The organism is Methylobacterium sp. E-012 (assembly GCF_057836545.1).
On the sequence record NZ_JBYQEY010000001.1, the window covers coordinates 1,162,180 to 1,185,479 of the forward strand.

Annotated in this window: 15 protein-coding genes and 1 pseudogene; 5 read left to right on the forward strand and 11 right to left on the reverse strand. The window is 65.2% G+C overall.

Features of this window, described 5'->3' with window-relative positions; genetic code table 11:
• Nucleotides 1–12 precede the first annotated feature (12 nt).
• On the forward strand, nt 13–1,083 hold the full coding sequence (locus AC3IF1_RS05540) for an IS630 family transposase (RefSeq protein ID WP_489220324.1): 1,071 nt from the start codon (nt 13–15) through the stop codon (nt 1,081–1,083).
• A gap of 314 nt (nt 1,084–1,397) precedes the next feature.
• On the opposite strand, the gene AC3IF1_RS05545 is transcribed toward AC3IF1_RS05540, so the two are convergent.
• Nucleotides 1,398–2,039 carry an MFS transporter gene (locus tag AC3IF1_RS05545; RefSeq protein ID WP_489216403.1) on the reverse strand — a complete coding sequence of 214 codons (642 nt, stop codon included), beginning with the start codon at nt 2,037–2,039 and terminating at the stop codon, nt 1,398–1,400.
• A gap of 247 nt (nt 2,040–2,286) precedes the next feature.
• Complete coding sequence (locus AC3IF1_RS05550; protein ID WP_489216405.1) at nt 2,287–2,892, reverse strand: hypothetical protein; 606 nt, start codon at nt 2,890–2,892, stop codon at nt 2,287–2,289.
• Between the two features lie 221 nt (nt 2,893–3,113).
• Between AC3IF1_RS05550 and AC3IF1_RS05555 the strand changes: the two genes are divergently transcribed.
• A complete protein-coding gene (locus AC3IF1_RS05555) occupies nt 3,114–4,448 on the forward strand; it encodes an IS1182 family transposase (RefSeq protein ID WP_489216407.1) in 1,335 nt (444 codons plus the stop codon).
• Between the two features lie 259 nt (nt 4,449–4,707).
• On the opposite strand, the gene AC3IF1_RS05560 is transcribed toward AC3IF1_RS05555, so the two are convergent.
• The 8 genes from AC3IF1_RS05560 to AC3IF1_RS05595 form a co-directional block, all read right to left on the reverse strand.
• Nucleotides 4,708–6,222: a hypothetical protein gene (locus AC3IF1_RS05560; protein WP_489216409.1), complete on the reverse strand. Its 1,515-nt coding sequence runs from the start codon at nt 6,220–6,222 to the stop codon at nt 4,708–4,710.
• A 656-nt stretch (nt 6,223–6,878) separates the two neighbouring features.
• Complete coding sequence (locus tag AC3IF1_RS05565; protein ID WP_489216411.1) at nt 6,879–7,289, reverse strand: hypothetical protein; 411 nt, start codon at nt 7,287–7,289, stop codon at nt 6,879–6,881.
• Nucleotides 7,290–7,646: 357 nt separating this feature from the next.
• On the reverse strand, nt 7,647–8,678 hold the full coding sequence (locus AC3IF1_RS05570; RefSeq protein WP_489216413.1) for an alpha/beta fold hydrolase: 1,032 nt from the start codon (nt 8,676–8,678) through the stop codon (nt 7,647–7,649).
• Nucleotides 8,675–9,574, reverse strand: a complete 900-nt coding sequence (locus tag AC3IF1_RS05575; protein WP_243969400.1) for a fatty acid desaturase — start codon at nt 9,572–9,574, stop codon at nt 8,675–8,677. The genes AC3IF1_RS05570 and AC3IF1_RS05575 overlap by 4 nt, the downstream gene beginning before the upstream one ends.
• Before the next feature lie 98 nt (nt 9,575–9,672).
• The gene (locus AC3IF1_RS05580) at nt 9,673–11,322 is read right to left on the reverse strand and encodes an ABC transporter ATP-binding protein (RefSeq protein WP_489216415.1); all 1,650 of its coding nucleotides are present in this window, start codon (nt 11,320–11,322) and stop codon (nt 9,673–9,675) included.
• Complete coding sequence (locus tag AC3IF1_RS05585; RefSeq protein ID WP_489216417.1) at nt 11,319–12,155, reverse strand: ABC transporter permease; 837 nt, start codon at nt 12,153–12,155, stop codon at nt 11,319–11,321. The genes AC3IF1_RS05580 and AC3IF1_RS05585 overlap by 4 nt, the downstream gene beginning before the upstream one ends.
• On the reverse strand, nt 12,155–13,141 hold the full coding sequence (locus AC3IF1_RS05590; RefSeq protein ID WP_489216419.1) for an ABC transporter permease: 987 nt from the start codon (nt 13,139–13,141) through the stop codon (nt 12,155–12,157). The genes AC3IF1_RS05585 and AC3IF1_RS05590 overlap by 1 nt, the downstream gene beginning before the upstream one ends.
• Nucleotides 13,138–14,721, reverse strand: coding sequence for an ABC transporter substrate-binding protein (locus AC3IF1_RS05595; protein WP_489216421.1), 1,584 nt, complete (start codon nt 14,719–14,721; stop codon nt 13,138–13,140). The genes AC3IF1_RS05590 and AC3IF1_RS05595 overlap by 4 nt, the downstream gene beginning before the upstream one ends.
• Nucleotides 14,722–15,063: 342 nt before the next feature.
• Here AC3IF1_RS05595 and AC3IF1_RS05600 point away from each other — a divergent pair, with 342 nt between their 5' ends.
• The 3 genes and pseudogenes from AC3IF1_RS05600 (at nt 15,064) to AC3IF1_RS05610 (ending at nt 19,676) form a co-directional block, all read left to right on the forward strand.
• Complete coding sequence (locus AC3IF1_RS05600) at nt 15,064–16,626, forward strand: ABC transporter substrate-binding protein (RefSeq protein WP_489216423.1); 1,563 nt, start codon at nt 15,064–15,066, stop codon at nt 16,624–16,626.
• 8 nt (nt 16,627–16,634) lie between these two features.
• Nucleotides 16,635–18,200, forward strand: coding sequence for a GMC family oxidoreductase (locus AC3IF1_RS05605; protein WP_489220325.1), 1,566 nt, complete (start codon nt 16,635–16,637; stop codon nt 18,198–18,200).
• A 581-nt stretch (nt 18,201–18,781) separates the two neighbouring features.
• Nucleotides 18,782–19,676, forward strand: a pseudogene (locus AC3IF1_RS05610) (fructose bisphosphate aldolase).
• A gap of 205 nt (nt 19,677–19,881) precedes the next feature.
• Here AC3IF1_RS05610 and AC3IF1_RS05615 read toward each other — a convergent pair.
• On the reverse strand, nt 19,882–21,459 hold the full coding sequence (locus tag AC3IF1_RS05615) for an ABC transporter substrate-binding protein (RefSeq protein ID WP_489216425.1): 1,578 nt from the start codon (nt 21,457–21,459) through the stop codon (nt 19,882–19,884).
• Between the last annotated feature and the right edge of the window lie 1,841 nt (nt 21,460–23,300).

Here is a 23,300-nt window from a genome sequence, read left to right on the forward strand (position 1 = left end):
CGCGTCCGGGCAATGGCTCAGACGGTCTGTGTGCGCCTCGATGCGGCCGACGCGGCCCGCCTGGCTACGATTGTCAGCGACCGCTTCCGTCCGCTCAAGCATATCCAGCGCGCCCGCATCGTCCTGCTCTCGGTCGAGCGCTTGAGCGTCCAGGACATGGCTCGGCGGGCGGGCGTCAGTCGCCCGGCGGTGTGGCGTTGGCAGCGGCGCTACGCCGAGGCGGGTGTCGAAGGTCTGCTGCGCGACAAGACGCGTCCGCCCGGCACGCCGCCCCATTCGACCGAGACGGTAGCCGAGGTGCTGGCGCTGACCTGCTCGGAGCCGCCGGGCGAGGTCACCCATTGGACCGGCAGTGCCGTGGCCCGTGCGGTCGGGATCTCGTTGCGCGCCGTGCAGCCGATCTGGGACGCGCACCGCCTCCACCCGCACCGGCTGAGCACGTTCAAGCGCTCGCGCGACCCCGCCTTCGCCGCCAAGGTCGAGGATGTCGTCGGCCTCTACATGACCCCACCCGCCCACGCGGTGGTGCTGTCCATCGACGAGAAGAGCCAGATCCAGGCCCTGGAGCGGACCCGCCCCGACCGTCCGTTCGCCCCCGGCCATCCCGCCGCCCAGACCCACGACTATACCCGTCACGGCACCACGACGCTGTTTGCGGCTCTCGACGTTCTGGCGGGCATCGTGCTCGGCCGCTGCATGCAGCGCCACCGGAACAGTGAGTTCATCCCGTTCCTCAATGCCGTCGAAGCCACCGTCCCGTCCGGCAACGCGATCCACGCGATCCTCGACAACATCGCTACCCACAAACATCCGAAGGTGCGCGCCTGGCTCGCCCGCCACCCGCGCTGGACGTTCCATTTCACCCCAACCTCGGCCTCATGGCTCAACGCGGTCGAGGGATTCTTCTCCGCGCTGACCCGTCGTCGGTTGCGACGCGGTTCCTTCACCGGGGTCGTCGACCTGCAGGCGGCCATCAAACGCTACATCGCCGAGCACAACCGCCGCGCCAGACCTTTCATCTGGACCAAGCCAGCCACCGACATCCTCGCCGCTGTTAGCCGATCCCGTGAACCATCCGTCTGAGTCAGTGCACTAGGCACATGGCATGTCTCCTCGGGCGCGCTACCCGCGATCTCGCGGACGGGATGGGCTGGGTTTGGAGCACGGAGCGCCGCGCTCGAAATACGACGGCCTCGTCAGGCCGCCGTCCACCTCCCCACCAGTCGCGCCCTCCTCCATCCGAGCGCGGCCCCGGAAACGCTGGATACGGCGCCACCGAGACGCGTCTCTTCAGGGCATCGCCGCTCGGTCCCTTGGGGAAGTGATTCCGGACATCGATGACGGGCTGTCGGCCTCAGGGCGCAGAGCGGGCGGTGATCCAAGCTGGGACTTGCACGTCATACCGCCTCGCGAGTTTCCGCCCGCGGGGTGTGCGTTGCGTTCCACGCCGCTCGCCCGGTAGGACGGGGATCAACAGGACGTGTGTGGCCCAGTCCCAATGCCAGCGCGGCGCCCGTGGCCGTGACCAGCGCGAGCGGAAATAGGCCCAGCGCGTAGCTGCCGCTCGCGTCCTTGATCACGCCCATCAGGTACGTCCCGATGAAGGCGCCGAGGTTGCCGATGGCGTTGATCTGCGCGATTCCGGCTGCGGACGCGCCCGGCGGCAGCCATTCCGTGACCATTGCCCAGAACGGGCCCTTGACGGCGTAGGTCCCCAGGATCGCGAGGAACAGGATCGCGACCGTCGGTCCGAACCCCTGCGCGGCCAAAGCGGCCGCGAGGCACAGCGCGGTAAGCGCCTGCGGCCCGGCGACGTGCCAAGCCCCCTCGCCCGTGCGGTCCGAGCATCGGGCCCAGAGCACCATCAGCCCGGCCGCGACCCCGAACGGCACTGAGTTGAGGAGCCCGATCTCCATGATCGTGAGTCCGTGAGACTTGAAGTTCTGCGGCTGCCAGACCGGCAGGCACGCGCTCGCGCCGACACTGCCGACGAAGATCAAGCCCGCGGCGAATTCGAACGCCAAGTTGACCGGGTTCATTTTGTGCAGGCTGACCCGAATGCGCGTTGAAGGTGTGGAGTTGGCTGACCTATCGCCTAGAAGCCAGAGTGGTGCCCACAACCGGAGGAGGTACTGCGTATGAACGAGGCAAACACCACGGCAATGGCGCACGAAATCGGTATCGCGTAGGCGCGGAGGCGCGGGCTGCGGGCGGTCGAGGGGGCCGTCGGATAAACTCGGAGCTCCCGCGAGCGGTGCGAGAGCCCCACGATAAGGAGCAGTCAGACTAAGACGGGCGGTGAGGACTGCGGATCTCGATGCACCGCTCGCCTTCAAAGTCTTCCCATTCGGCGAGCAGTTCGTCGTCGTTCAGTTCTGCAGCGTTACGTGGGTCGTCGACATCCTCGAAGCGCTCTGCCAGCCATTCGACGAGGAACTCGCGCCGTGCGTTCAAAGCGTCCTCCTCGGTCGCGTAGTGCGAGATTGCGTCCGGTTCGCGCGGATCGTCGCTACCGATTTGCAGCGTCCAGATACGATCGCCCGCACCATGAGCCGGCGGGACATCAAAGATGCATGCTGGACGGTGGGGGTGTGTCGGTGACCCCTCTTGCACCCAGGCGTGATAGTCATCCGCGTCGGCTTGGTTTTGGAACTGCACGGCGAACAGAACCCAGTTCGGGTCCTCCCCAAAACCCCCGAGATCGTCCTCATGCTCCTCGAGATCCATATCATCGTCGACTTCAGCCTCGTCGTCTCCTTTGTCGTCAACCTCAGACCACGAGAACTCCGAGTTCGGACGCATCTCAGCGAATCTGCGAAGATTGTACCCAAATGCTGCGATGCGCTCGTAGGGACAGGTCGAGACAAGAACGTGAACGGTTGTGTTGGTCATCGTTTTTACTGCCTTGTGAATATGTTAAACAATGTGGCCGGCGCGGGGATGGGTGGTGATCGCCGGCCTGGTGACGTTAGCGGCGGTTTAAGAGAGGCTGCAATATTCTCGTGTCCACCCCGTCGCCTTGCTCGATCCGGCTGCCCCCGCCCTGCAGCCTCCTAGGAGCCCGTCCGAGTAATCCTCTCGACGGCGAGGTCAGAGGGTGCTTCACTCGGCTCATGGCCAAGGTGTTTCGCTCCTGGGATGTGGATCAGGGCTGGTTGCTGCCGCCCTCGCTGCACGAGTTCGTGCCGCCCGGGCACATGGCGCACTTCGTCCGCGACACGGTGCGGGAAGCGCTCGACCTCTCGGCTATCCTCGACACCTACAGCGAGGAGCGCGGCTACCCGCCCTACCATCCGGGGATGATGGTGGCGCTGCTGCTCTACGGCTACAGTCGGGGCCTGTACTCGTCGCGTCAGCTCGCCCGGGCCTGCGAGGAACGGGTCGACGTCATGGCGGTGACCGGCCTGAACCGGCCGGACTTCCGCACCATCGCCGACTTCCGCAAGCGCCACCTCGTGGCCCTGTCGGACCTGTTCGTGCAGGTGCTGCGCCTGTGCCGCGCGGCTGGTTTGGTCCAGTTCGCCCACGTGGCGGTGGACGGGACCAAGGTGAAGGCCAACGCCTCCCGGCACAAGGCGATGAGCTACGGACGCATGAAGACGGCAGAGCCGGCGCTGTCCGCCGAAGTCGACGCCTGGCTGGAGCAAGCGTGCGAGGCAGACGCGGCCGAGGATACGGTGCAGGGCGCGAACCGACGGGGCGACGAGACGCCGGACTGGATGGCCGACAAGCAGCGACGGCTGGAGACGATCCGCGCCGCCAAGGCCGCGCTGGAAGCGGAAGCGGTCGATCCGCCCGACCCCGAGGACGAGAGCGGGCCGGGTGCATCCTCGGGCATGCGCTGGCAGGGTCGGCCCCTGCGCGGTGAGGACGGCGGTCCGCTGGACCGGGCGCAGCGCAACTTCACCGACCCAGACAGCCGGATCCTGCCGACCCGCGACGGGTTCGTGCAGGGCTACAACGGGCAGATCGCCGTCGATGGCGCGCATCAGATCATCGTGGCGCACCGCCTCGTGACGAACGCCGCCGACGCCCGCGCCCTTGTGCCGCTCATCGATGACGTCCGCGCTCATCTTGGGCGCAAGCCGTGCGAGGTCTCGGGCGATGCAGGCTTAGCCAACAGGGCGAACCTGGCCGCGCTGAAGCAGCGGCGGATCACCGCCTATCTCGCTCCGGGGCGGGCGCGTCACGGCGAGGCGGATGCGACCGGTCGTCGAAAGCTGACGAAGACGCCTCTGATGCGTGCGATGGCCGCGCGGCTGAAGCGGGCTGACCGCCGGTACCGCTACCGCCTCAGGAAGCAGGTTGTCGAGCCGGTGTTCGGGCAGATCAAGCAGGCCCGGGGCTTCCGACAGTTCCTGCTCCGCGGGCTCGATCAGGTCCGCGGCGAATGGGCGATGATCTGCACCGCCCACAACCTCCTCAAGCTGGCCAAAGCCGGGCGCTGAGCATGACGCGGGCTGGCTCGCCCTGATCTCAACCCCGATCTCGATCCGCAAACCCGTTACTCGGACGGGCTCCTAGGTGTACAAACGCACACTCGAGCGCTCGTTGTGCACGCAATCGCGTAGCTACTCCTAATGCAAGCGTTGCGCTTCGCTGGTCTTCAGTACCTCAAGCCTCTCGTCATGTGCTTGCCGGCAGCCATATCCCCAATCCTATTCCCGAGGCGTCAAATACGAAGTCTCACCTGGATGCCGTGGGAACTCAAGGCAAGGCGGCAGCACCCAAGCAGGCCGCGCGGTTCTTCGGCGGTCGACCGCGCCTGGGAGGAGGCCCCGCTGAGAGGAGTTGCTCGCGGTCTGCCGCGCGTATCCTCCGCTTTCGCAGACGATCTGCCTCGAGGTCACGTTTCCGGCGTTCCTCCGGGGTCAACGCTGAGGTCTGCCAGCCCCCCTCGTCTCTTCGGGGTGGCGAAATGCGCCCCGCGTACATAATCCCAACTTCGTTGACCGGGACGAGTTCGACCAGTTCGCTCACACTATTCTCAACGAGATAATCTCGCACCGCTTCGGCCTGATGTCGGTCGTACAGGTAGATGTCGTAAATGCCGTCGTAGGATGGATCGCGGATTGCCCCTCGCATGACGAACTGCGCGATATCCTCGTTCTCCCGGACCTGCGTGATGGTGTTTTCATCCAGTCCGAGGAACTCTAAGATCGCGCCGTCCGCCGCTTGCGCCTTGTTGCTGTAGATGTATGCGCAAGCGGTATGGTGGCGCAGAGCGTTGGTTCCAGCCTGCCGCGGCGCGCAGACGTCGCCACGGAAGCGGTGGATAAGCAACAGTCGTACCTCGTGATTGCAAGACCAGTAGCCCGCAAACCCGATCGCGGAAAGGTATTCCGAAATACGAACTAGGTTAAGGATTCCTTCATCTGAAGCCCACCAAGTCGTCGAGCCGCGATGCAAGGTGAAATAATGCACCCGGATCGTCGGTTTGGCCCGCGATGCGCCGGCCGCGATGTCAACATGCTCGATTGTTAGGTCGTCGCCGCCCAGCCTCTGGCAAGCGTGGGCGAGCAAACTATTGCGGAAACCCGAAGAGGCGATCTGAACCGAGGCAGCGCTCTCCAGCATCATCGGTGTCCAGATCGACCACCACCGCACGCGCCGTCCCGTGATCCGCGCCGCATCCCAGGACCTCACGTTCATGATGACGGAGCGATTCCGGTTGCTGCCCGCCTTGAGCAGGACGGCGATATCCGCCGGTGCGCCCTTGTAGGCTGCTGGACTGACCGGTTCGACGCCAGCGCGCCGGCGGAGCAAACTGCGGGCCGAGCCATCTTTGAATGGCTCCAGAGCAAAATGGTGCTCAAGCAAGTGGGAACTCGTTTTACCATGAAACTCACCCGACAGGACCGAACAGTCCGGGTTCTCGTCGATGCGGACGTGAACACCGCTGAGGTGAGTGGGATCCAGAGCGAGCAGGGTTTCGTGAGTGATGAGGATTACCCGGTGGTTCTCGATCTCCTTACAGGCCAGTGCATCGAGGACGCGGCGCTGAACGGTGCGTCGCTCTACAATCTGCTTGGAGTGAATGGCATCGACGATCAGGGGGATGCCGCGCTCCTCAACGCTCCTCTTTAGGTCTAGAGCAAATTCGTCGATGAGGTCAGTGCGTGGCAGAGCGAGAAGATAGAAGCCAGGCGTTGAAAGGATGTCATCGCGCACAGCTCGTGATTTACCTCCGCCGGGCACGCCGGTAAGAACTTTGATTTTCATGGCCCATCAGGAATGTGTATCAGTTAATTGTGTCCGGTGCCTGTCTATAAGTGTATACTGGACGCAATTAGCCTAGCCTATTTCCTTGAAGGCGTCATTTTCTTTGCGGACGTGGTGGGCGGGAAGCGCACGCGCCATGCGCGAGCGCTCAGGAGCGCGCCGCGTCACAGGGGTGAGCCGGGTGCCTTAGGCACCGGGCTTGCCCTCAGTCATGATGGCTGATGAGTTGGCATGGCGCCGAGTCGAAACACGACACATCGAGGAGATGAGGACGCATTGCGTCTCGTGACTGCAGGTCGACGTCGCATCCCGCCTTCCTCGCTCCGAGGCGCTCGTCGTCGGCTCGCGAGCCGCTCGATGCCTGAGCGCTGTCCGGCGCTCATCCGCGCCAGCCCGCACGTAGGCATTGCCGGCATTCCATCGGGTCGGAACTAGGGCCCCCCTCGTCAGACCTTTCCTGAAATCGCCTTCTCGTCAGAGAACAAGAATAAAACCTGGCCGCCGGAAGCGGGCCCTAAAACAGGCAGCGGACTCATTTGTGGCCGACTGCAATCCTGTGGCTGGCCGATGAAGAGGCACGAGGCGCACTACTCCAGACCTGCAGCGCGGCCTGCTGTGCGCCTGCCATCCGTCCGGGTACGAGGACGGGCAGATGGTTAGTACAGCCGCCTAGATATCAGCTGGCGAGCCACTGAACGCCCGAAGACCTGCAAGCTTCTCAAGGTCTCCTCACCGTCTTTAACCGGCACGTATTTGTACTGAGTGCCCTTGTCGACGACGGTCAGGCTCTCACGGCCGTACAGTCGCAGGAGACCGAGCGCGGACGCCGCGATCACCCCATCAAGATCAGGACCTCCGCATGTGTCGGCGAGCGCATTGTCGAGGGTTTCGGTGAATTGCAATCGCACGCTGGATCCGCCCGCCGCGGCCTCGTCATCGAAGTCGACGCGCATCGCGCCTTCAAGGGCGTCGATAGACGGGTGGACCGGAACGGGCAGGTGACTGACGATGCAGCGGTCACGGCGGACGAAGAACACGGTACCGTAGATATTTGACTGGGACGACACGTTGAGACTCTTGTTGGTCGCGGGTGGCGGCGTTGACGAGGCGCAAAACACCACATCCCCGCATCTCCCGTCGAAATTTATTTTCACGTTGCCTTAAAGGGCTGAGTTGTTCTCAGTCGATGCGGAATCGACGCGGAATTTAAGTCTGGAAGCGGACATTCAGCTTTGCGCCCATCTCGGTCATCCGACTGCCATCGGCAGCATCTCCGAAGCGGACATGGGGCAAGGCCGAGCGCCGTCTCGCCTGCGATACGGGGTTGACGCGATGATGTGACTTCTCTGCTTCGCCCGGGCGCCGAACCCGTTTGCAATTGATGCTCGGGATTTGGTGCGGATCTTGGGCGCCAGCCGCACCGATCAGGGGTTTATCGCGTCAGCCTCGAGGAAGGCCCGCACGGTGTCGCGGAGAAAGGCGGCGTCGGCCGCGTTGGCCGCGGGATTGCCGGCGCGATGGCCCCAGACGCTCGGGATCGGCCGCAGGACGGCCTCGCGCAGGTGCGGTAGCTCGGCGGCGTTGTCGGCGATGCGGAAGTAGAGATCGGTCTCGCCCGGCATCAGCAGCAGGCGGGCCGTGATCGCACCCAGCGCCCGTGCGAGGTCGCCGCCGAAGCGCGGGGCGCGGCTGATGTCGCCCGCCTCCCAGGTGCGGAGCTGCGCGTACAGGTCGGCCGCCGGGCGGCGAGCGAAGCGCTCCTCCCAGTCGGTGCACAGGAAGGTGTCGAGGTCCGGGGCGCCGAGGGCGGTGCGGTGCAGGTCGGCCCGGTAGAAGTCCTGGCTGAGCGCCCAGCCCGCGTAGATGCGTCCGAAGGCCCGGAGCGCGGCGGCGGGCTCGGCCGAGAAGCGGCCGGCGCCGCGATGCTCCGGCGCGGCCTCCAGCACCGCCATCAAACCCTTCAGGAACACGCGGTTGTGCGTGGCGGTCCGAGCGCTGCCGCAGTTGATCACCGCCCGGGCGATCTGCTCGGGAAACAAAGCCGCCCAGTGATAGGCCTGCTGCGCTCCCATGGACCAGCCGTAGACCGCGTGCAGGTGTTCGATGCCCCAGGTCTCTGCGAGCAGGCGGCGCTGAGCGTGGACGTTGTCCCAGGCGGTGACGAGGCCGGGCCAGTCCGGCGTGTTCGACGGGCTCGACGACAGGCCGTTGCCGAACATGTCCGGGATGACGATGAACCAGCGACCCGGATCGAGCACGCCGTCCGGGCCGATCAGCCATTCGAGGTCGGGGTGCTGGGCCGCGTAGCTCGTCGGATAGAGCACGACGTTGTCGCGCTCGGACGAGAGGGTCCCGTGCGTCTTCCAGCGCAGATGCGCACCCGGCAGCACGGCGCCCGACTGAAGCGGCAGGTCACCGAGCGCGAAGGTACCGGTGCCTGTCGGCCATCCGGTCACGGGCGCAGCGTCCGGACGAAGCCGACATGCCATTTCGCGTAGCCGCGCTGGAGCACGACGAGCCGCTCACGCATCGCCGCGTGGGCGTCCGGCAGGCGATGGAACGGGATCGACGGGTAGAGGTGGTGCTCGGTGTGGAACGGCATGTTCCACATGAGCAGACGCATCAGGCTGTTGGTCAAGGTCGTGCGGGTGTTGGTCAGACCGTTGTCGTCCATCGTGCAGAGCGTATGCTCGGTGAGCAGGTAGAGCCGCAGGAACGGCTGCCCGAGGAGCTGAGGCCCGATCCAGAACACCAGGGGCGCCCACCAGCCGATCAGCACCATACCGAGAACCGAGACGCCGAGCAGGACAGCGCACATCACTCTGAGCGACCGGATGATACGCGGCGCGGCGCGCTCCGTGATGAACGGGTAAGCCGAGAGGTCGCCGCGCAGGCCGGCTGCAGCCACTTGGAGGCGGGTGCGCCAGTAGGGCAGTGCCATCACGCGCCAGACATAGGCGTCGAGGGTTGAAGGTGGCAGCAACGCGAGTTCGGGATCGTGCTCGGGATCCTGCGTGTGGCGGTGGTGGGCGAGGTGGAAGGCCGTGTAGAAGTGCCAGTTCAGGAGCGACGGGCAAGCGACCAGCCAGCCGGCGACGGCGTTGGCCCGGCGCGAGCGGAACGCGGTCAGGTGGATGGTCTCGTGGATCGGCGCGAACAGCGCCGATTGCACGATGCCTAGCAGCATCATGGCGGGCAGCAGCGTCCACGGTCCGGAGCGCCAGACCAGCCAGCCGAAGCCGGCCAACATCAGGACATGCGCGCCGAGGCGCATCGCACCGCGCAGGTCTGAGCGCTGCGACAGCGCCTTCACCTCCGCGCCCGTTAGAATCCGTCCGCTCGCCGAAGCCATGGATCTCCCCGAGAGTTGCAGGCGCCTCGAAAGACACACGGCTGCTGCATCATCCGTGCCGGTGCTGCCGGCCCTTGTTGCTGAACCGGCGGACACGCTCAGGCGGTCAGCGCCTCGGGCGCCGACGCGTCGAGCCCGCCGAACAGGCTGCGGCCCGGCATCGCGGCCACGAGGCCGCGGGTGTAGGGGTGCTCGGGCGCGGCGAAGATCGCAGTGGCTGGACCCGTCTCGACGATCCGGCCCTGCTGCATCACCGCGACCCGGTCGGCGATCCGGGCGGCGATGCGCAGATCGTGGGTAATAAACAGCATCGCGAGATTGTACTCGGCGCGGAGTTCCGCCAGCAGGTCAAGCACGCGGGCCTGCACGGAGACGTCGAGCGCCGAGACCGCCTCGTCGGCCACGAGGACGCGCGGCTTGAGCGCCAGCGCCCGGGCGATGCAGATGCGCTGGCGCTGGCCGCCGGAGAACTCGTGCGGGAAGCGGTCGGCCGCGCCGGCTTTCATGCCGACCCGGTCGAGCAGCGCCCGCGCCTCGGCGACGGCCTCGGCCTTCGGTACGCCGTAGGCCATCGGACCGCGGGCGATCGCCTCGCCGACCCTCTGGCGCGGGTTCAGCGACGCGAACGGGTCCTGGAACACGATCTGGATCCGGCGGCGTGCGACCCGGAGCGCCTCGCCCCGCAGGGCCAGGAGATCATGGCCCTCGAAGCGGACCCGGCCCGAGTCCGGCTCGACCAGACGCAGGATCATCTGCCCCAGGGTCGACTTGCCCGACCCCGATTCGCCCACCACTGCCACCGTCTCGCCGGCCGACAGCGTGAGGGAGATCGCGTCCGCGGCGACCACGCGCCGGGCCGGACGGAACCATCCCTGTCGCGTAATGAAAGTCTTGGAGAGCGCCTCAATCTTGAGCAGCGGTGGCGACGCCGCCGTCGTCCTGCGGGGCGGGCGGCCGCTGCCGTGCGGCACCGCGGCGATCAGCGCTCGGGTGTAGCGGTCGTGGGGCGCGGTCAGGACCGCTTCGGCGCTGCCCTGCTCGACGACCCGGCCGTCGCGCATCACCACGACGCGGTCGGCCATCTCGGCGACCACGCCGAAATCGTGCGTGATCAGCAGGACGCCCATCTGCCGCTCGCTCTGGAGGTTGCGGATCAGCATGAGGATTTGAGCCTGCGTGGTCACGTCGAGGGCGGTGGTCGGCTCGTCGGCCACAAGCAGCGCCGGATTGTTGGCCATGGCGATGGCGATCATCACCCGCTGGCGCTGGCCGCCCGACAGCGCGAACGGAAAGCTGGCTCGAATTCGCGCCGGGTCCGGCAGGCCGACATCCTGGATCAGCGCGCCGACCCGCGCTCCGACCGCGGCGCGCGGCATTTCCGGCGCATGGGCCCGTATGGCCTCGGCGATCTGCTCGCCGATACGCTTCAGCGGGTTCAGCGCGCTGAGCGGCTCTTGAAAGATCATCGCGGCGTCGCGTCCGCGGATGGCGCGCATCTCCGCCTCAGACGCGATGGCGATGTCGCGCCCGCGCAGTGTGACGCCGCCGCCGGCCACCGTCACCCCCGGCGGTAGCAAACCCAAGATCGCATGGGCGATCATCGACTTGCCCGACCCCGACTCGCCCACGAGGCAGACGATCTCGTTGGCACCTACCGTGATCGAGACGTCGCTCACCGCCTGGGTCCGGTCGGCGCCCCGCGGCAGGCTGATGGAGAGGTCCGTGATCGTGAGGACCGGCTGGCTCATGCGCCGCTCCGCCGGGCAAGCCGCGGGTTGAGCGCGTCGTTGAGCGCCTCGCCGACGAGGTTGATGGCGAGCACCGTTACCAGGATCGCAGCGCCGGGGAAGACGCTTGTCCACCAGGCCTGCCGGATGACCGTACGGGCGGCGCCGACCATGTAGCCCCAGGACATCAGGTTCGGATCGCCCAGACCGAGGAAGCTCAGCGCGCTCTCGATCAGGATCGCGGTGGCGACCGTGAGCGCGCCGGTGACGATGATCGGCGCCAGGGCGTTCGGCAGGATGTGGCGCAGGACCAGGGCGGCGGGACGCTCGCCCTGGCAGGCGGCGGCCCGCACAAAGTCCCGGTTCTTCAGCCGCAGGAACTCGCCGCGGGTCAGGCGCGCCAGCGGCGGCCAGCTGATCGCCGCGATCGCCAGGATCTCGTGGGTGAGCGACGGCCCCAGGGTCGCGACCAGCAGCACCGCCAGGATGAAGCCAGGGATCGTCTGGAACAGCTCGGCGATCCGCATCAGTACGCCGTCAACGAGGCCGCCGAACCATCCGGCCGTCGCACCGATCACCACGCCGATCAGAAGAGCCGTGAGCGTCGAAGCGAGGCCAATCGCCAGCGAGACCCGGGCGCCGTGGGCGAGGCCGGCAGCGATGTCCCGACCCATCGTGTCGGAGCCTAGGGGCAGGGCTGGGCTCAGCGGTGGCTCGAATGGGGCGCCGACCATCTCCCAGGGATCGACAGGGACAAGGAGCGGCGCGAAGATCGCCACCGCGACCACCGCAACGAGGAGCACGAGGCCGATCATTCCGGCGGGATTGCGCAGGTACGCCCAGACGACCCCCATCACGCGGCCTTCGCGGAGTCGGCGATCCGCGGATCGATGAGCCGCGAGAGCAGGTCAGTCAGCATGTTAATGAGAATCACGAGCACGGACATCACGAGGAATATCCCGAGAAGGACCGGGTAGTCGCGCTGGCTAAGGGCCTCGAACACCAGCCGACCGAGGCCCGGCCAGGCGAACACCGTCTCGACCACCACCGAGCCGCCGACCAGCGCGCCGGCCTGCATGCCGGCCACCGTCACCACCGGCAGGATCGCGTTGCGGATCATGTGGTCGCGGATCACGCGGCCGCGGGTGAGGCCCTTGGCCCGGGCGGTCTTCACGAAGTCCTGGGCGGCGACCTCGACAATCGAGGTCCGCATCAGGCGGGCGTAGACCGCCAGATAGACTGCGGCGAGCGAAAGGACGGGCAGGATCAGGTGCGCCAGCACGTCGCCGACCTGCCCCAGCGGCGAGAACGTCGTGCCGACGCTGCGATAGCCAAAGGCCGGCAGCCATTCGAGCTGGACCGAGAAGACGAGCACCAGCATCAGGCCGAGCCAGAAGACCGGCATGGCGTAGAGCACCAGCGTCACGAGGCCGATCAGGGTGTCGGACCACCGGCCCGCCCGCACCCCCGAGAGGGTGCCGAGCAGAATCCCGGATCCGAGCGCCAGGGCGAAGGCCGTGCCGGTGAGCAGCAGGGTCGCGGGCAGGCGCTCCAGCACGAGGCCGAGCACCGGGCGCTGCTGCCGGTAAGAATAGCCGAGATCGAGCCGCAGAACTCGGCCCAGATAGGTCGCGAGCTGCACGGGGTAGGGCTTGTCGAGACCGTATTCCGCCCGGAGCTGTCGGAGGAGCGTCTCGTCCGAGGCGCCAGACTGGCCGGCGATGACCTGGGCCGGATCGCCGGGCGCCGCGTGGACGAGGGCGAAGTTCGCGCTGGCAATGACCAGGATCACCGCCAGCGTCCGCGCGATCCAGGCGGCCAGGGCGGCCATCGTCCTCATGCGCGATAGGCCCGGGCGAAGGTGTCGTTCACGCCGCTGCCCGTGACAACGAGATCCTTGATGCGCTTGTCAGTGAAGGTAGGGAAGTCGAGCTCGGTGAGCCATGCAACCGCCGCGTCCTCGACCAGGATCTTCTGGACCCGGCTGTAGAGTGTCTGCCGGGTGGCGTCGTCCCGCGCCACGGCAGCCTCCTCGAACAGCCGGTCGACTTCCGGGTTGCTGTATCCGGAGGTGTTCGAGAACAGGATGCCCTTGCGGATGTTTGTGGAGATGTAGGAGCGCGAGACGCCGAGAGCGGGATCCCCGTACTGGTAGGTCCAGGGCGCGGAGATCTCGAACTCCCAGTTGCCGCATCGCGCCGCCCAGCCGCCGACGTCGATGCCTTCCAGCACGATGTCGATCCCGACCTTGCCGAGGGACTGGCGCACGTACTCGGCCACCCGCTGCCATAGCTCGCCGTAGGGCGGCACCAGGTATTTCAGGCTCACCCGCTTGCCGCCCGCGCCGGGCTTCAGCCCCATCTCGTCGAGGAGCGCCGTCGCCTTCGCGGGGGCGTACTCGTAGGTCTTCACGTCCGGCTCGTAGAACCGCGTCTTCGAGGAGACCGGGCCGGTGGCGACCTTGCCGAGGCCGAAGAAGACGCGCTTGCGCAGGGCCTCCCGGTCGATGGCGTAGAGCACCGCCTGCCGGAAGCGCCGGTCGTTCATCGGCGCGATACGCGTGTTCATCTCCAGCCAGAGATGGGGGGCATAGAATTCGTAGCCCTTCGTGGTCATGTCGAGGTTCGGGAGCGCCTTGAGGCGCGGCACGTCGAAGGCCTCGACGTCGTTCCACTGGGTCAGTTGGATCGTGCCGCTCTCCAGAGCGACGGCCCGGGAGGCTGCGTCCGGAATGACGCGGTAGTAGATATCGTCGAGATAGGGTTCACCTTTGCGGTAATAGCCCTCGTGGCGCACGAGGTGGATGTGGGATCCCTTAACCCATTCCTTGAGCTTGAACGGGCCGGTGCCGATCGCCCGGGCGTTGTTCGGGTTCTGGCGCAGATCGGTGTTCTCGTAGAGCGCCTTGGAGATGATCGGTGCAGTGGTGGCGTCGAAAGCGTGCAGGAACGGCGCGAACGGCTCCTTCAGCCTGAACACCACGGTGAGCGGGTCCGGCGCTTCGGCGGAAGCAAGGCGCGAGAACGTGCCGCGCGCCCTCGCATGGGCCTCCATCAGCGCCTTCGTGACCGAGAACACCACGTCCTCCGAGGTCATCGGCGACCCGTCGTGGAAGGTGATCCCGGGAAACAGCTTGAATGTGTAGGTCAGGCCATCTGGGCTGCGCTCCCAGTTCTGGGCCATGCCAGGCTTCGGCGTCAGATCGAAATCATAGGTGAGCAGGCTCTCGTAAATCTTGCCGCACACCGTGAGCGTCGGGGCCTGCTGATTGAGCGCCGAGACCAGGATCGGCGGTTCGGGCTGGATCACGGTGTTGAGGACGCCGCCGCGGGTCTGGCCTGCGGCGCGCGTGATGCCGAAGGGGATCGGACCCACCGCACCTGCGGCGAGCACGAGCTTGGCAAAATCGCGTCGATTCATTCGAGACCTTTTCAAGCGGCTCGGAGCGCCCCCGGGGCGATCCGGCAATTCCCACGGCGAACTGGGACCGTTCCAGCCGAATGCATCGAACAGGCCACTTGTGATGGTGGAGATGCGGCAACGCACCAGGCGCGAGTGAAGACGTCGTGCCGTCGCTGGTAGCACGGTGCGCTCACCGGATCGGATGGATGACGCATACTGGTATCCGGCTTGCTTGGAGCGCTCGCCACCGAACTGGATACCGGTTCGGCGGCGAGCGCGTTGCATCAAGGGCTTTGAGCGGTCCCGAGTGCAACGCGATCGGGAACGGCCCCCGCCGGCTCGGACACAGGTTGAATACGCATGAGACGGTTCTGGCTTCCCGGGCTGATTGCAGCCGCGGGGGCGCTCCTGGCGCCGGCACCAGCCGGTGCGGAGACGACGGTGCGGGCAGTACTCGAAGCCGAGATCGTCACCCTCGATCCCTATTTTACCACGGCCTACATCACCCGGACCTTCGGCTTCATGGTCTACGACACGCTATTCGCACCGGACGCGAAAAGTGTGTTCAAACCGCAGATGGTCGACACGTGGTCGGTGTCGGACGATCGCCTGACCTGGCGCTTCACCTTGCGCGACGGCCTGCGCTTCCATGACGGCACCCCCGTCCGGGCCGCCGACTGCGTCGCCTCGCTCAAGCGGTGGGCAGCCCGCAGCGCGCTCGGCGGTCGGCTCATGGATGTGGCGGCGGCGCTCGAATCCGCAGACGACAGGACTTTCGTGCTAACGCTGCGGGAGCCCTACGGCCTCGTGCTCGACACGCTTGGCACCACGTCGAGCCCGACGCCCTTCATCATGCCCGCCCGGCTCGCCGCGACGCCGGCCACGACGCAGCTCTCGGAGGTCATGGGATCAGGTCCCTTCGTCTACGACCGCGCCACGCACATCACCGGCGACCACATGCTGTTGCGCAAGAACGTCGAGTATCGGCCGCGTACAGAGCCGGCGGACTTCCTGGCCGGCGGCAAAGTAGTGAAAGTCGACGCCCTCGACATTCGCGTCATTCCGGATGGGGCGACGGCCGTCGGCGCCCTCGGCGTGGGCGAGATTGATCTTATGCAGTACGCGCCGTTCGATCTGATCGAACAGATCAAGCGCAACAAGAGCCTGGCGGTGATGAACTTCACCGGCCCGCACAGGTTCACGGGGCATTACCGCATCAACACGGCGGCCAAGCCCTTCGACGACCCGGCGATTCGGCGCGTGCTGCTGAGCCTCGTGGATCAGCGCGAGGTCCTGGACGGGTTCGGCCTGGATCGACGCTTCTCGCAGACCTGCGACGCCTTCTTCATTTGCGGCTCCCCCTACGAGACGCATGCCGGGACCGAGCTCCTGCACGATCCGTCGGTGGCGGCGGCCCGAGCCGCCCTGAAGGCGACCGCCTACAAGGGCGAGCCTGTGATCGTGATGGCGGCCAACGATCTCGAGGCGGCGCGCGTCTCCTCGACGATTCTGGCCGACCGGCTGAAACAGGCCGGCTTCACCGTGGATCTCCAGGTCATGGATTGGGCGGCCCTGCTCGTGCGTCGCACCAAGAAGGCCGGGTGGAACGTCTTCGGCATTCACGCCCTCGGCCTAGACCTCAGCTTCCCGCTGACGAACTCGGCGATCAACTTCAATTGCAAGGATGCAGCGAGTTCCGGGTTCATGTGCGACCGGCGCATGGTCGGGCTGTTCGACCGGTTCTCCCGCGAGCCCGATCCGGACAAGCGGCGTGACATCGCGGGCGAGATACAGTCGGTCATCTACGGCGAAGGCCTGGTCGTGCCCTTCGGCCAATTCGCGCAGCCCGCAGCCTACCGGACCACGCTCACCGGCCTGATCCCGTCCGCCATCCCGCTGTTCTGGAACGTTGAGAAGAAATGAGCGCAGCCCTGCACGATGTGGTCGTCGTCGGCGCCGGTTCCGCGGGGGCCGCGCTCGCCGCACGCCTCTCGGAAGATCCGAAGCGACGCGTGCTCCTGCTGGAGGCGGGGCGCGACTGGCGCACCGGCGAGGCCCCGCCGGCCTTGCGCTCGGCCAACATCGTGCCGTTCATGTACGACCCGGACCACCAGGCGGACTGGCAGTGGCCCGGGCTGGTGAGCCGGCGAACCCGCGCGCAGGAGCCCCGCTTCTATTGGCGCGGGCGTGCGCTCGGCGGGAGCTCGACGGTGAACGCACAAATTGCAATCCGCGGCGTCCCGGCGGCCTTCGATGCCTGGGCGGAACAGGGCTGCACTGGCTGGTCTGCCAGCGAAGTGCTGCCGCTCTTCGACCAGATCGAAGACGACGCCGAGTTCGGCACGGAAGCCGGCATCCGCCGTGGCGGTCCGCTCCCGGTCTACCGTGCGCCGCAGGAGGCCTGGGGCGCGGTGGATCTCGGGCTGCGGGACGCAGCGCTCGCTGTTGGCTATCCCTGGAAGGCGAATCTCAACGCTCCGGAGGGCGAAGGCGTCTCGTGCAATCCGATCAACAGTCGCGACGGGCACCGTGTGACCACCAACGACGCCTATCTCGAGCCGGCACGCGGGCGGCCCAATCTCGAGATCCGCGGCTGCGCCCTCGTCGATCGCGTCCTGTTCGAAGGACGTCGCGCTGTCGGTCTCCGTGTCCGCTTCGGGACAGGGCCCTGGACCGAGATTCACGGCCAAGAAATCGTCCTGTGCGCTGGCGCCATCCATAGCCCGGCCATCCTGATGCGATCCGGGATCGGTCCGGCCGCGCAACTCCACGCCCTCGGCATTCCCGTCCTTCAGGCACACGAGGCGGTCGGCGGCCATTTCATGGATCACCCGATCCTGCGGGCGACGATGGACCTGCGGCCCGACCACCGGGCGTTCGGTCCGGATGCGCGGCACACCAATTGCTGTGTGACGTATTCCAGCGGTCTCGCTGGCGGCGGCGAGCGCGACATGATCCTCGTCGCCTACAATCACCGGGGCCTGACCGGTCCGGTGCCGGCCCCGCAAGGGGCCGTCGGCGTCGGGCTGTACGATGCGTTCTCGCGCGGTTCGCTGTACCTTACCTCGCCCGATCCCCAGATCAATCCGGTCATCGAGGAGAACATGCTGGACGATCCGCGCGATTGCCTGCGCATGCGCGATGCGGTGCGACGCCTCGCGCGCCTGATGGAACAGCCGGCTCTGGCCGACCTCGCCACGGCGATCTGGTTCGGAGAAAGCCCGCTCACAATCGGCGAGGCCGCGCGCCTCCCGGATTCCGAACTCAATGCCCTGATGCTCGCCGAAGCCGGCGATATCCAGCATGCGGCCGGCACCTGCCGCATGAGCGGATGGCAGGACGCATCCGGCGTCGTCGACCCGGATCTCAAGGTTCGCGCAATTGGCGGACTGCGCGTCTGCGATGCGTCCATCATGCCCAGTGATTGCCGGGCCAACTTGCATTTCACCTGCGTGATGATCGGTGAACATCTCGCACGGAACATGGCTAAGCAATAATCTATAGATCTTCTACGTGCCGCACCTTGCTGTTCACTGCAATGCATCGCTATCTGGGAAGAGCCTTAAAGGCTTACGATCCGCTGCGGCCATGGCGACGCATGGGGATCATCGCATCGCCATGACCGCATTGTGGGCCTCTCGAACGCCGAACAAAAGCTGCTTCTTCTAAATGGAACACCGAAAGCAGCCGATCTCTTTTCGCCTAGATCCAGCTGTCATTTGGCCGGAACGGTGGACACCGTGGAACGTAATCTGACACTTCAGGATCTGATCGCGTGACGCGATCAAGGTCGGTTTGTGGAGCAATAAGCGGCATTGATGGGCATCATCGCCCGCGGTTCGCTTGAATCGGGGACGTCCTGCGAGCCATTTCTCAGCGGCTGTGAGAGGTCCACGTTCGTTCAATCGCGGCGCAGCGGCGGCTCAAAGAAGTCACCCGCGGTAGCTGCGACGAGAAGACTTCATTGCGGGCCGAGCTCAGTATCCCGACTGCAGAGCTTGACGAGCTTGGTCAAGGCTGGCGATCAAGACAGTCGCATGCGGAAAGGTGGCAGCACGTTCCATCGTGGGGTGAGGCCATGTTCCTAGACAAGATGGCAGATCGCGTCGCAGCGGACGGCTTTATCGCCGCGCTCGATCAGAGCGGCGGGTCGACGCCCGGTGCGCTGCGCCTCTACGGCATCCCTGACGACGCCTACGTCAGCGACGCCGAGATGTTTGCCCTTATGCATGCGATGCGCGTGCGCATCATGATCTCGCCCGCCTTCACGGGCGCCAAGGTGCTGGTTGCGATTCTGTTCGAGGGCACGATGGACGGCAGTGCCGCCGGCAAGCCCGTTCCGGCCTTCCTTTGGCAAGAACGCGGGATCGTGCCGTTCCTCAAGGTCGACAAGGGGGCTCGCTCCTGAGGACAACGGCGTGAGCCTGATGAAGCCGATGCCGGATCTCGATACGCTTCTCGACCGCGCCAGCCGGCTTGGCGTCTACGGCACGAAGATGCGCTCGGTCATCAGTTCTTCGTCCGAACGTCGCATCGCTGCGGTCGTGGAGCAGCAGTTTGCGATCGCAGATCGGATTGCCTCGCATGGTCTTATGCCGATCATCGAGCCGGAAGTGTCCATCAAGTGCCCCGACAAGCGCGGCGCCGAGGCGCTCCTTCTCGCCAAGCTAGCACGGCATCTCAGCGGTCTTCCCGGAGACCGGCAGGTCATGCTGACGCTCACCCTGCCCGACGTAACGGACCTCTACGCGCCGTTGACCCGTCATCCGCGGGTAGTCCGGGTGGTGGCGCTGTCGGGCGGCTACTCGCGTCAGGAAGCCTGCGCCAAGCTGGCCAGCAACCACGGCGTGATCGCGAGCTTCTCACGCGCTCTCACGGAGGGGCTCACGGCTGGCATAAGCGACGACGCGTTCGACGCGGCGCTCGCCGCGGCTATCGACGAGATCTACGAGGCCTCTGCCGATAAATGTTAATTTCGGAGTGACCGGTATCATACAATTGGCGCTGCAGCGAAGTTGAGCTTTAACGCAGATCAAACCCTCCATCTCAATCCGATCACAGTAAGCGCTGCGGCTGCATGTCCGTACATGTCCGCATTGCCCAATCCTCGCCCATAAACGGCCATTCCGCTCATTGCCAGCCCGGGACATGCGCAGGTTCGCGGCGCAAGATCCGGATTTAAGACCGCCGGATGTTAGTGAACAGCGGCAGACCAACCTGCATCCCCTCGAGGTCAGCACGATAGGCAGTCGGCTGGAGGTAAGATCCCAATGGCAGGAATGGGACGTCCTCGAACGCCTGGACCTGGATCCGGCGCGCGATATCGAGCCGCCCGGCCTGGTCCGCCGCGTCGATCCAGGATTGGCGCTGGTTCTCGAGCCGCTCGTCCGTGGGCCAGCCGTTCCACGCCCTTAGCCCGGTGCCGCGCAGGAGCAGGTGGCCGGCTGGGTTCATCATGTCGTAGCCGCCCCAGAACGAGCCGAACACGCTCCAGCCGCCCTTGTCGATCGGCTGCTGACTCGTGGAACGCTGCACGACACTGCCCCAGTCGGTGGAGACCTCGTCGACGTTCAGGCCGAGTTGACGCATCATCTCGACGCCCACGCTGCAGATCGCGTTGATGCGCGGGACGTCCGTCGCCGTCAGGAATACGACCTTTTCTCCCTTGTAGCCGGCCGACGCGATGTCACGCTTGAGCGTGCCGAGGTCGTGCTTCCCACCTAGGGCCTCCATTCCAGCGTCGTTGGCCATCGGCAGGCCGGCGGGGCCGAACACGCCGACGCGGATGTCCACGGCGGCGTTGTCGCCCGCGACCGCCTGCATGAACTCAGTCTGATTGACAGCTCGCAGTACGGCGCGCCGGATTGCCGGGTTATCGAAGGGTGGGTGGAGGAAGTTGAAGCGCAAGACGCCGATCAGACCCTTGTCCTCCACGACCTGCAGCTTGATCGCCTTATTCGTGCGCAGGCTGGGGACGAGATCCATCAGCGGCTGCTCGACCCAGTCTACCTCGCCGGCTTGGAGAGCAGCGACCTGCGTGCCTGGGTCCGGGTTCGTCAACCACTCGACGCGCTCGAAATGGGCGATGCGGGGGCCGGCGCAGAAGCTCGGCACTCCGTCAGTCCGCGGCACGTAGCCCTCGAAGCGGCGGTACACGTTGCGCGCGCCCGGCACGCGCTCGTTGGCGACGAACCGGAATGGGCCTGACCCGACCATCTCAGTCAGGCGGGTGGTGGGCGGGATCGCGGCCAGCCGCTCCGGCATGATGGCCGCCATGAGGTTCGTCGGCTTGGCCAAAGCGTTCGGCAGGAGCGGGAACGCGCGCTTTAGGCGAAACTCGACCGTCGTGTCGGACGACGCCGAGAGTTCGTCGGTTGCCGCCATCAGCGCTTGGCCGAAGGAGTCGGTGCTCGCCCATCGCTTGAGACTGGCGACTACATCCCGTCCGAGCACAGGGCTACCGTCGTGGAATTTCAGGCCGTCGCGCAGGGTAAGGCGCACGCGCCGGCCGCCGTCCTCAATGCTCTCAGCCCCAACCATCTGCGGCCGGGGCACACCGGCGGCGTCGAGGGCGTAGAGGGTGTCGAAGACCATCATCACGTGGTTGCGGGTCACGAAGGCGCTGACTAGCGGATCGAGCAGGGCAAGGTCAGCGTAGGGGATGAACTTGAGCGTTGTAGCAGCCTGTGCACGCACGAGGCTCGGCGCGGTGATGAGGGAGGCCGTGGCACCAGCAAGGACATCGCGTCGCCTCATTGAGCCCCTCCAATCCTATGGGTGGCGTCTATTGTGCAGATGGCATGCCAGGGGATTGACGGCGGCTGAGGTGATCTATCGGATCCCCCTGTGAGAGGCAGCGTCTGTTGCCCGCCTCATTCGTCCAAAGGCCGCTCTAGACCAGTACCTTCCGGCCGCTTCGCGCCCTTCCCGGTCATTCAAGGAGAATCTGCTGCTTCCGCATAGCGGACATTTGGCGCGACAGCTGCCATGCCATTCGCGTAAGGGCACGCTACGGAACAAGGTGCACCGCAGCCTCACACGCTGGTCGCGTAGAGATCGTCCACGCCATAACCGTAGCTAATCAGGGCCATGCCAAGTGCGAAGCTCGCGCGGAAACTGCAGGCTGGCATACGCCTGCTGGTGCCCCATCCAGGTGATGCTTCCATGGCAGACCAGAATGCCAAACACTTGGGTAGCTCAACAAGAGACAGTTACGGCTACCGTGGGAGTGCTAGAATCTCTGCCTCGTACTCAGAACATCCGTGCCAGCCATCCGGCAAGGGACCACGCTTGAAGACCCGAGATCGACAGATCGCGATCGCCTCCTCGTGTGTCAGTAAGCTCGCACATGTATCGAATGTGTACTTCTGAGGAACGGTATCGGCTCTTGAAGTGCCGATCTGTGCCTGACAGGCCGTCTCGTGCTCAACCCTGTAGGCCTCGGATGCATCTCGGTCCCTCTGAACGCGATTGGCAGCGAGCAGGCCTATTGTGACGATCGAAACGAGGGCGACGACAATGCGCGCCCGCGGCTTCTCTCCTGTGTAGTTCCATGGACGCGCATAACTGTACCAAACCGCAGCGACCGGAAGGACGATGACTGCGAGAACGTCGAGGTTTTGAAGCGATCCCTCATATGCAGCCACCGTCGATGCAATAACCGCGATGAACAAAGCAAGCGTTAAAAGCGACGTTATCGCTGGGCGCTCGTACAGCGCGAACCGAATTTCCTCATCCCATCTCCGCATAGCCATCCCCCTGAACATAGAGGCAAGGAGAATAATTTCTGCCGTGCCGTGCCGTGCCGTGCCGCGCCGAATCAATTGCGTTTGAGGTGAAAGGGACGAGGGTGAACAACACTGTAGTGCAACTGAATGCCGCCCCGATCGATTTGCGACTGTTTGCGTCGGTGGTGGTATGGCTCAAGCTCCAGCCATCGGTTGGTGAACCCATGAGAGCCGCCGTGTCTATAAAAGCCTCGTTACAAGCCGAATTCGTAGAATACTTCCTGATAGCCAACGCGCACCGGTTGTCGAACTAGTGGGAGATGTAGAAGTGAGTGTCGGCTCTTATTCGACAAGACAGGCTATAGCCAATGGGGTCAATATGTTGTGAGTTATCGCCTTACTAACTAAACTCTCGATCATCTTTCGAGCTGGCCCTTCCAGCTGGTCAGCCAATAGCATCTTGGGAAACAAGGCAGCGCTGGCAATCAACAGGGCACGCATTGAGCTGCTCGCAGGCGTCATCGCAAAGCCAAGCTTAAGCTCGCTTCTTTTAATATGTTCCTGATTATGTAAGTTCATACGTGGTATCTATAGAGGTGAAAATTGTACGGGGGTGGCGTCGCCACTCTTTAGACTGCTTCCGGTAGCATTGCGCTGGCTACACATACGTCTAGTCGCGGTACTGCCTCCGACAACGATTGGCCCGCCTCGGCGTGCCGTTCGCAATAACATCGTGGGCTGAACCTTAGCAGAGCAGTGTCAATCATATGTCCCACATTACTTCTGACAGTATGAGACTAATATTAGAAATTCTGAAATCGATCTACACTCGATGCAGTGCGTCGAGCTGTTTCCAGAAGAACGACGAAG

Bases quoted from the DNA above. Each gene is read 5' to 3' on its own strand.
- AC3IF1_RS05540 (WP_489220324.1), top strand. From the start codon at position 13: ATGGCTCAGACGGTCTGTGTGCGCCTCGATGCGGCCGACGCGGCCCGC.
- AC3IF1_RS05545 (WP_489216403.1), bottom strand. From the start codon at position 2,039: ATGAACCCGGTCAACTTGGCGTTCGAATTCGCCGCGGGCTTGATCTTC.
- AC3IF1_RS05550 (WP_489216405.1), bottom strand. From the start codon at position 2,892: ATGACCAACACAACCGTTCACGTTCTTGTCTCGACCTGTCCCTACGAG.
- AC3IF1_RS05555 (WP_489216407.1), top strand. From the start codon at position 3,114: ATGGCCAAGGTGTTTCGCTCCTGGGATGTGGATCAGGGCTGGTTGCTG.
- AC3IF1_RS05560 (WP_489216409.1), bottom strand. From the start codon at position 6,222: ATGAAAATCAAAGTTCTTACCGGCGTGCCCGGCGGAGGTAAATCACGA.
- AC3IF1_RS05575 (WP_243969400.1), bottom strand. From the start codon at position 9,574: ATGGCTTCGGCGAGCGGACGGATTCTAACGGGCGCGGAGGTGAAGGCG.
- AC3IF1_RS05580 (WP_489216415.1), bottom strand. From the start codon at position 11,322: ATGAGCCAGCCGGTCCTCACGATCACGGACCTCTCCATCAGCCTGCCG.
- AC3IF1_RS05585 (WP_489216417.1), bottom strand. From the start codon at position 12,155: ATGGGGGTCGTCTGGGCGTACCTGCGCAATCCCGCCGGAATGATCGGC.
- AC3IF1_RS05590 (WP_489216419.1), bottom strand. From the start codon at position 13,141: ATGAGGACGATGGCCGCCCTGGCCGCCTGGATCGCGCGGACGCTGGCG.
- AC3IF1_RS05595 (WP_489216421.1), bottom strand. From the start codon at position 14,721: ATGAATCGACGCGATTTTGCCAAGCTCGTGCTCGCCGCAGGTGCGGTG.
- AC3IF1_RS05600 (WP_489216423.1), top strand. From the start codon at position 15,064: ATGAGACGGTTCTGGCTTCCCGGGCTGATTGCAGCCGCGGGGGCGCTC.
- AC3IF1_RS05615 (WP_489216425.1), bottom strand. From the start codon at position 21,459: ATGAGGCGACGCGATGTCCTTGCTGGTGCCACGGCCTCCCTCATCACC.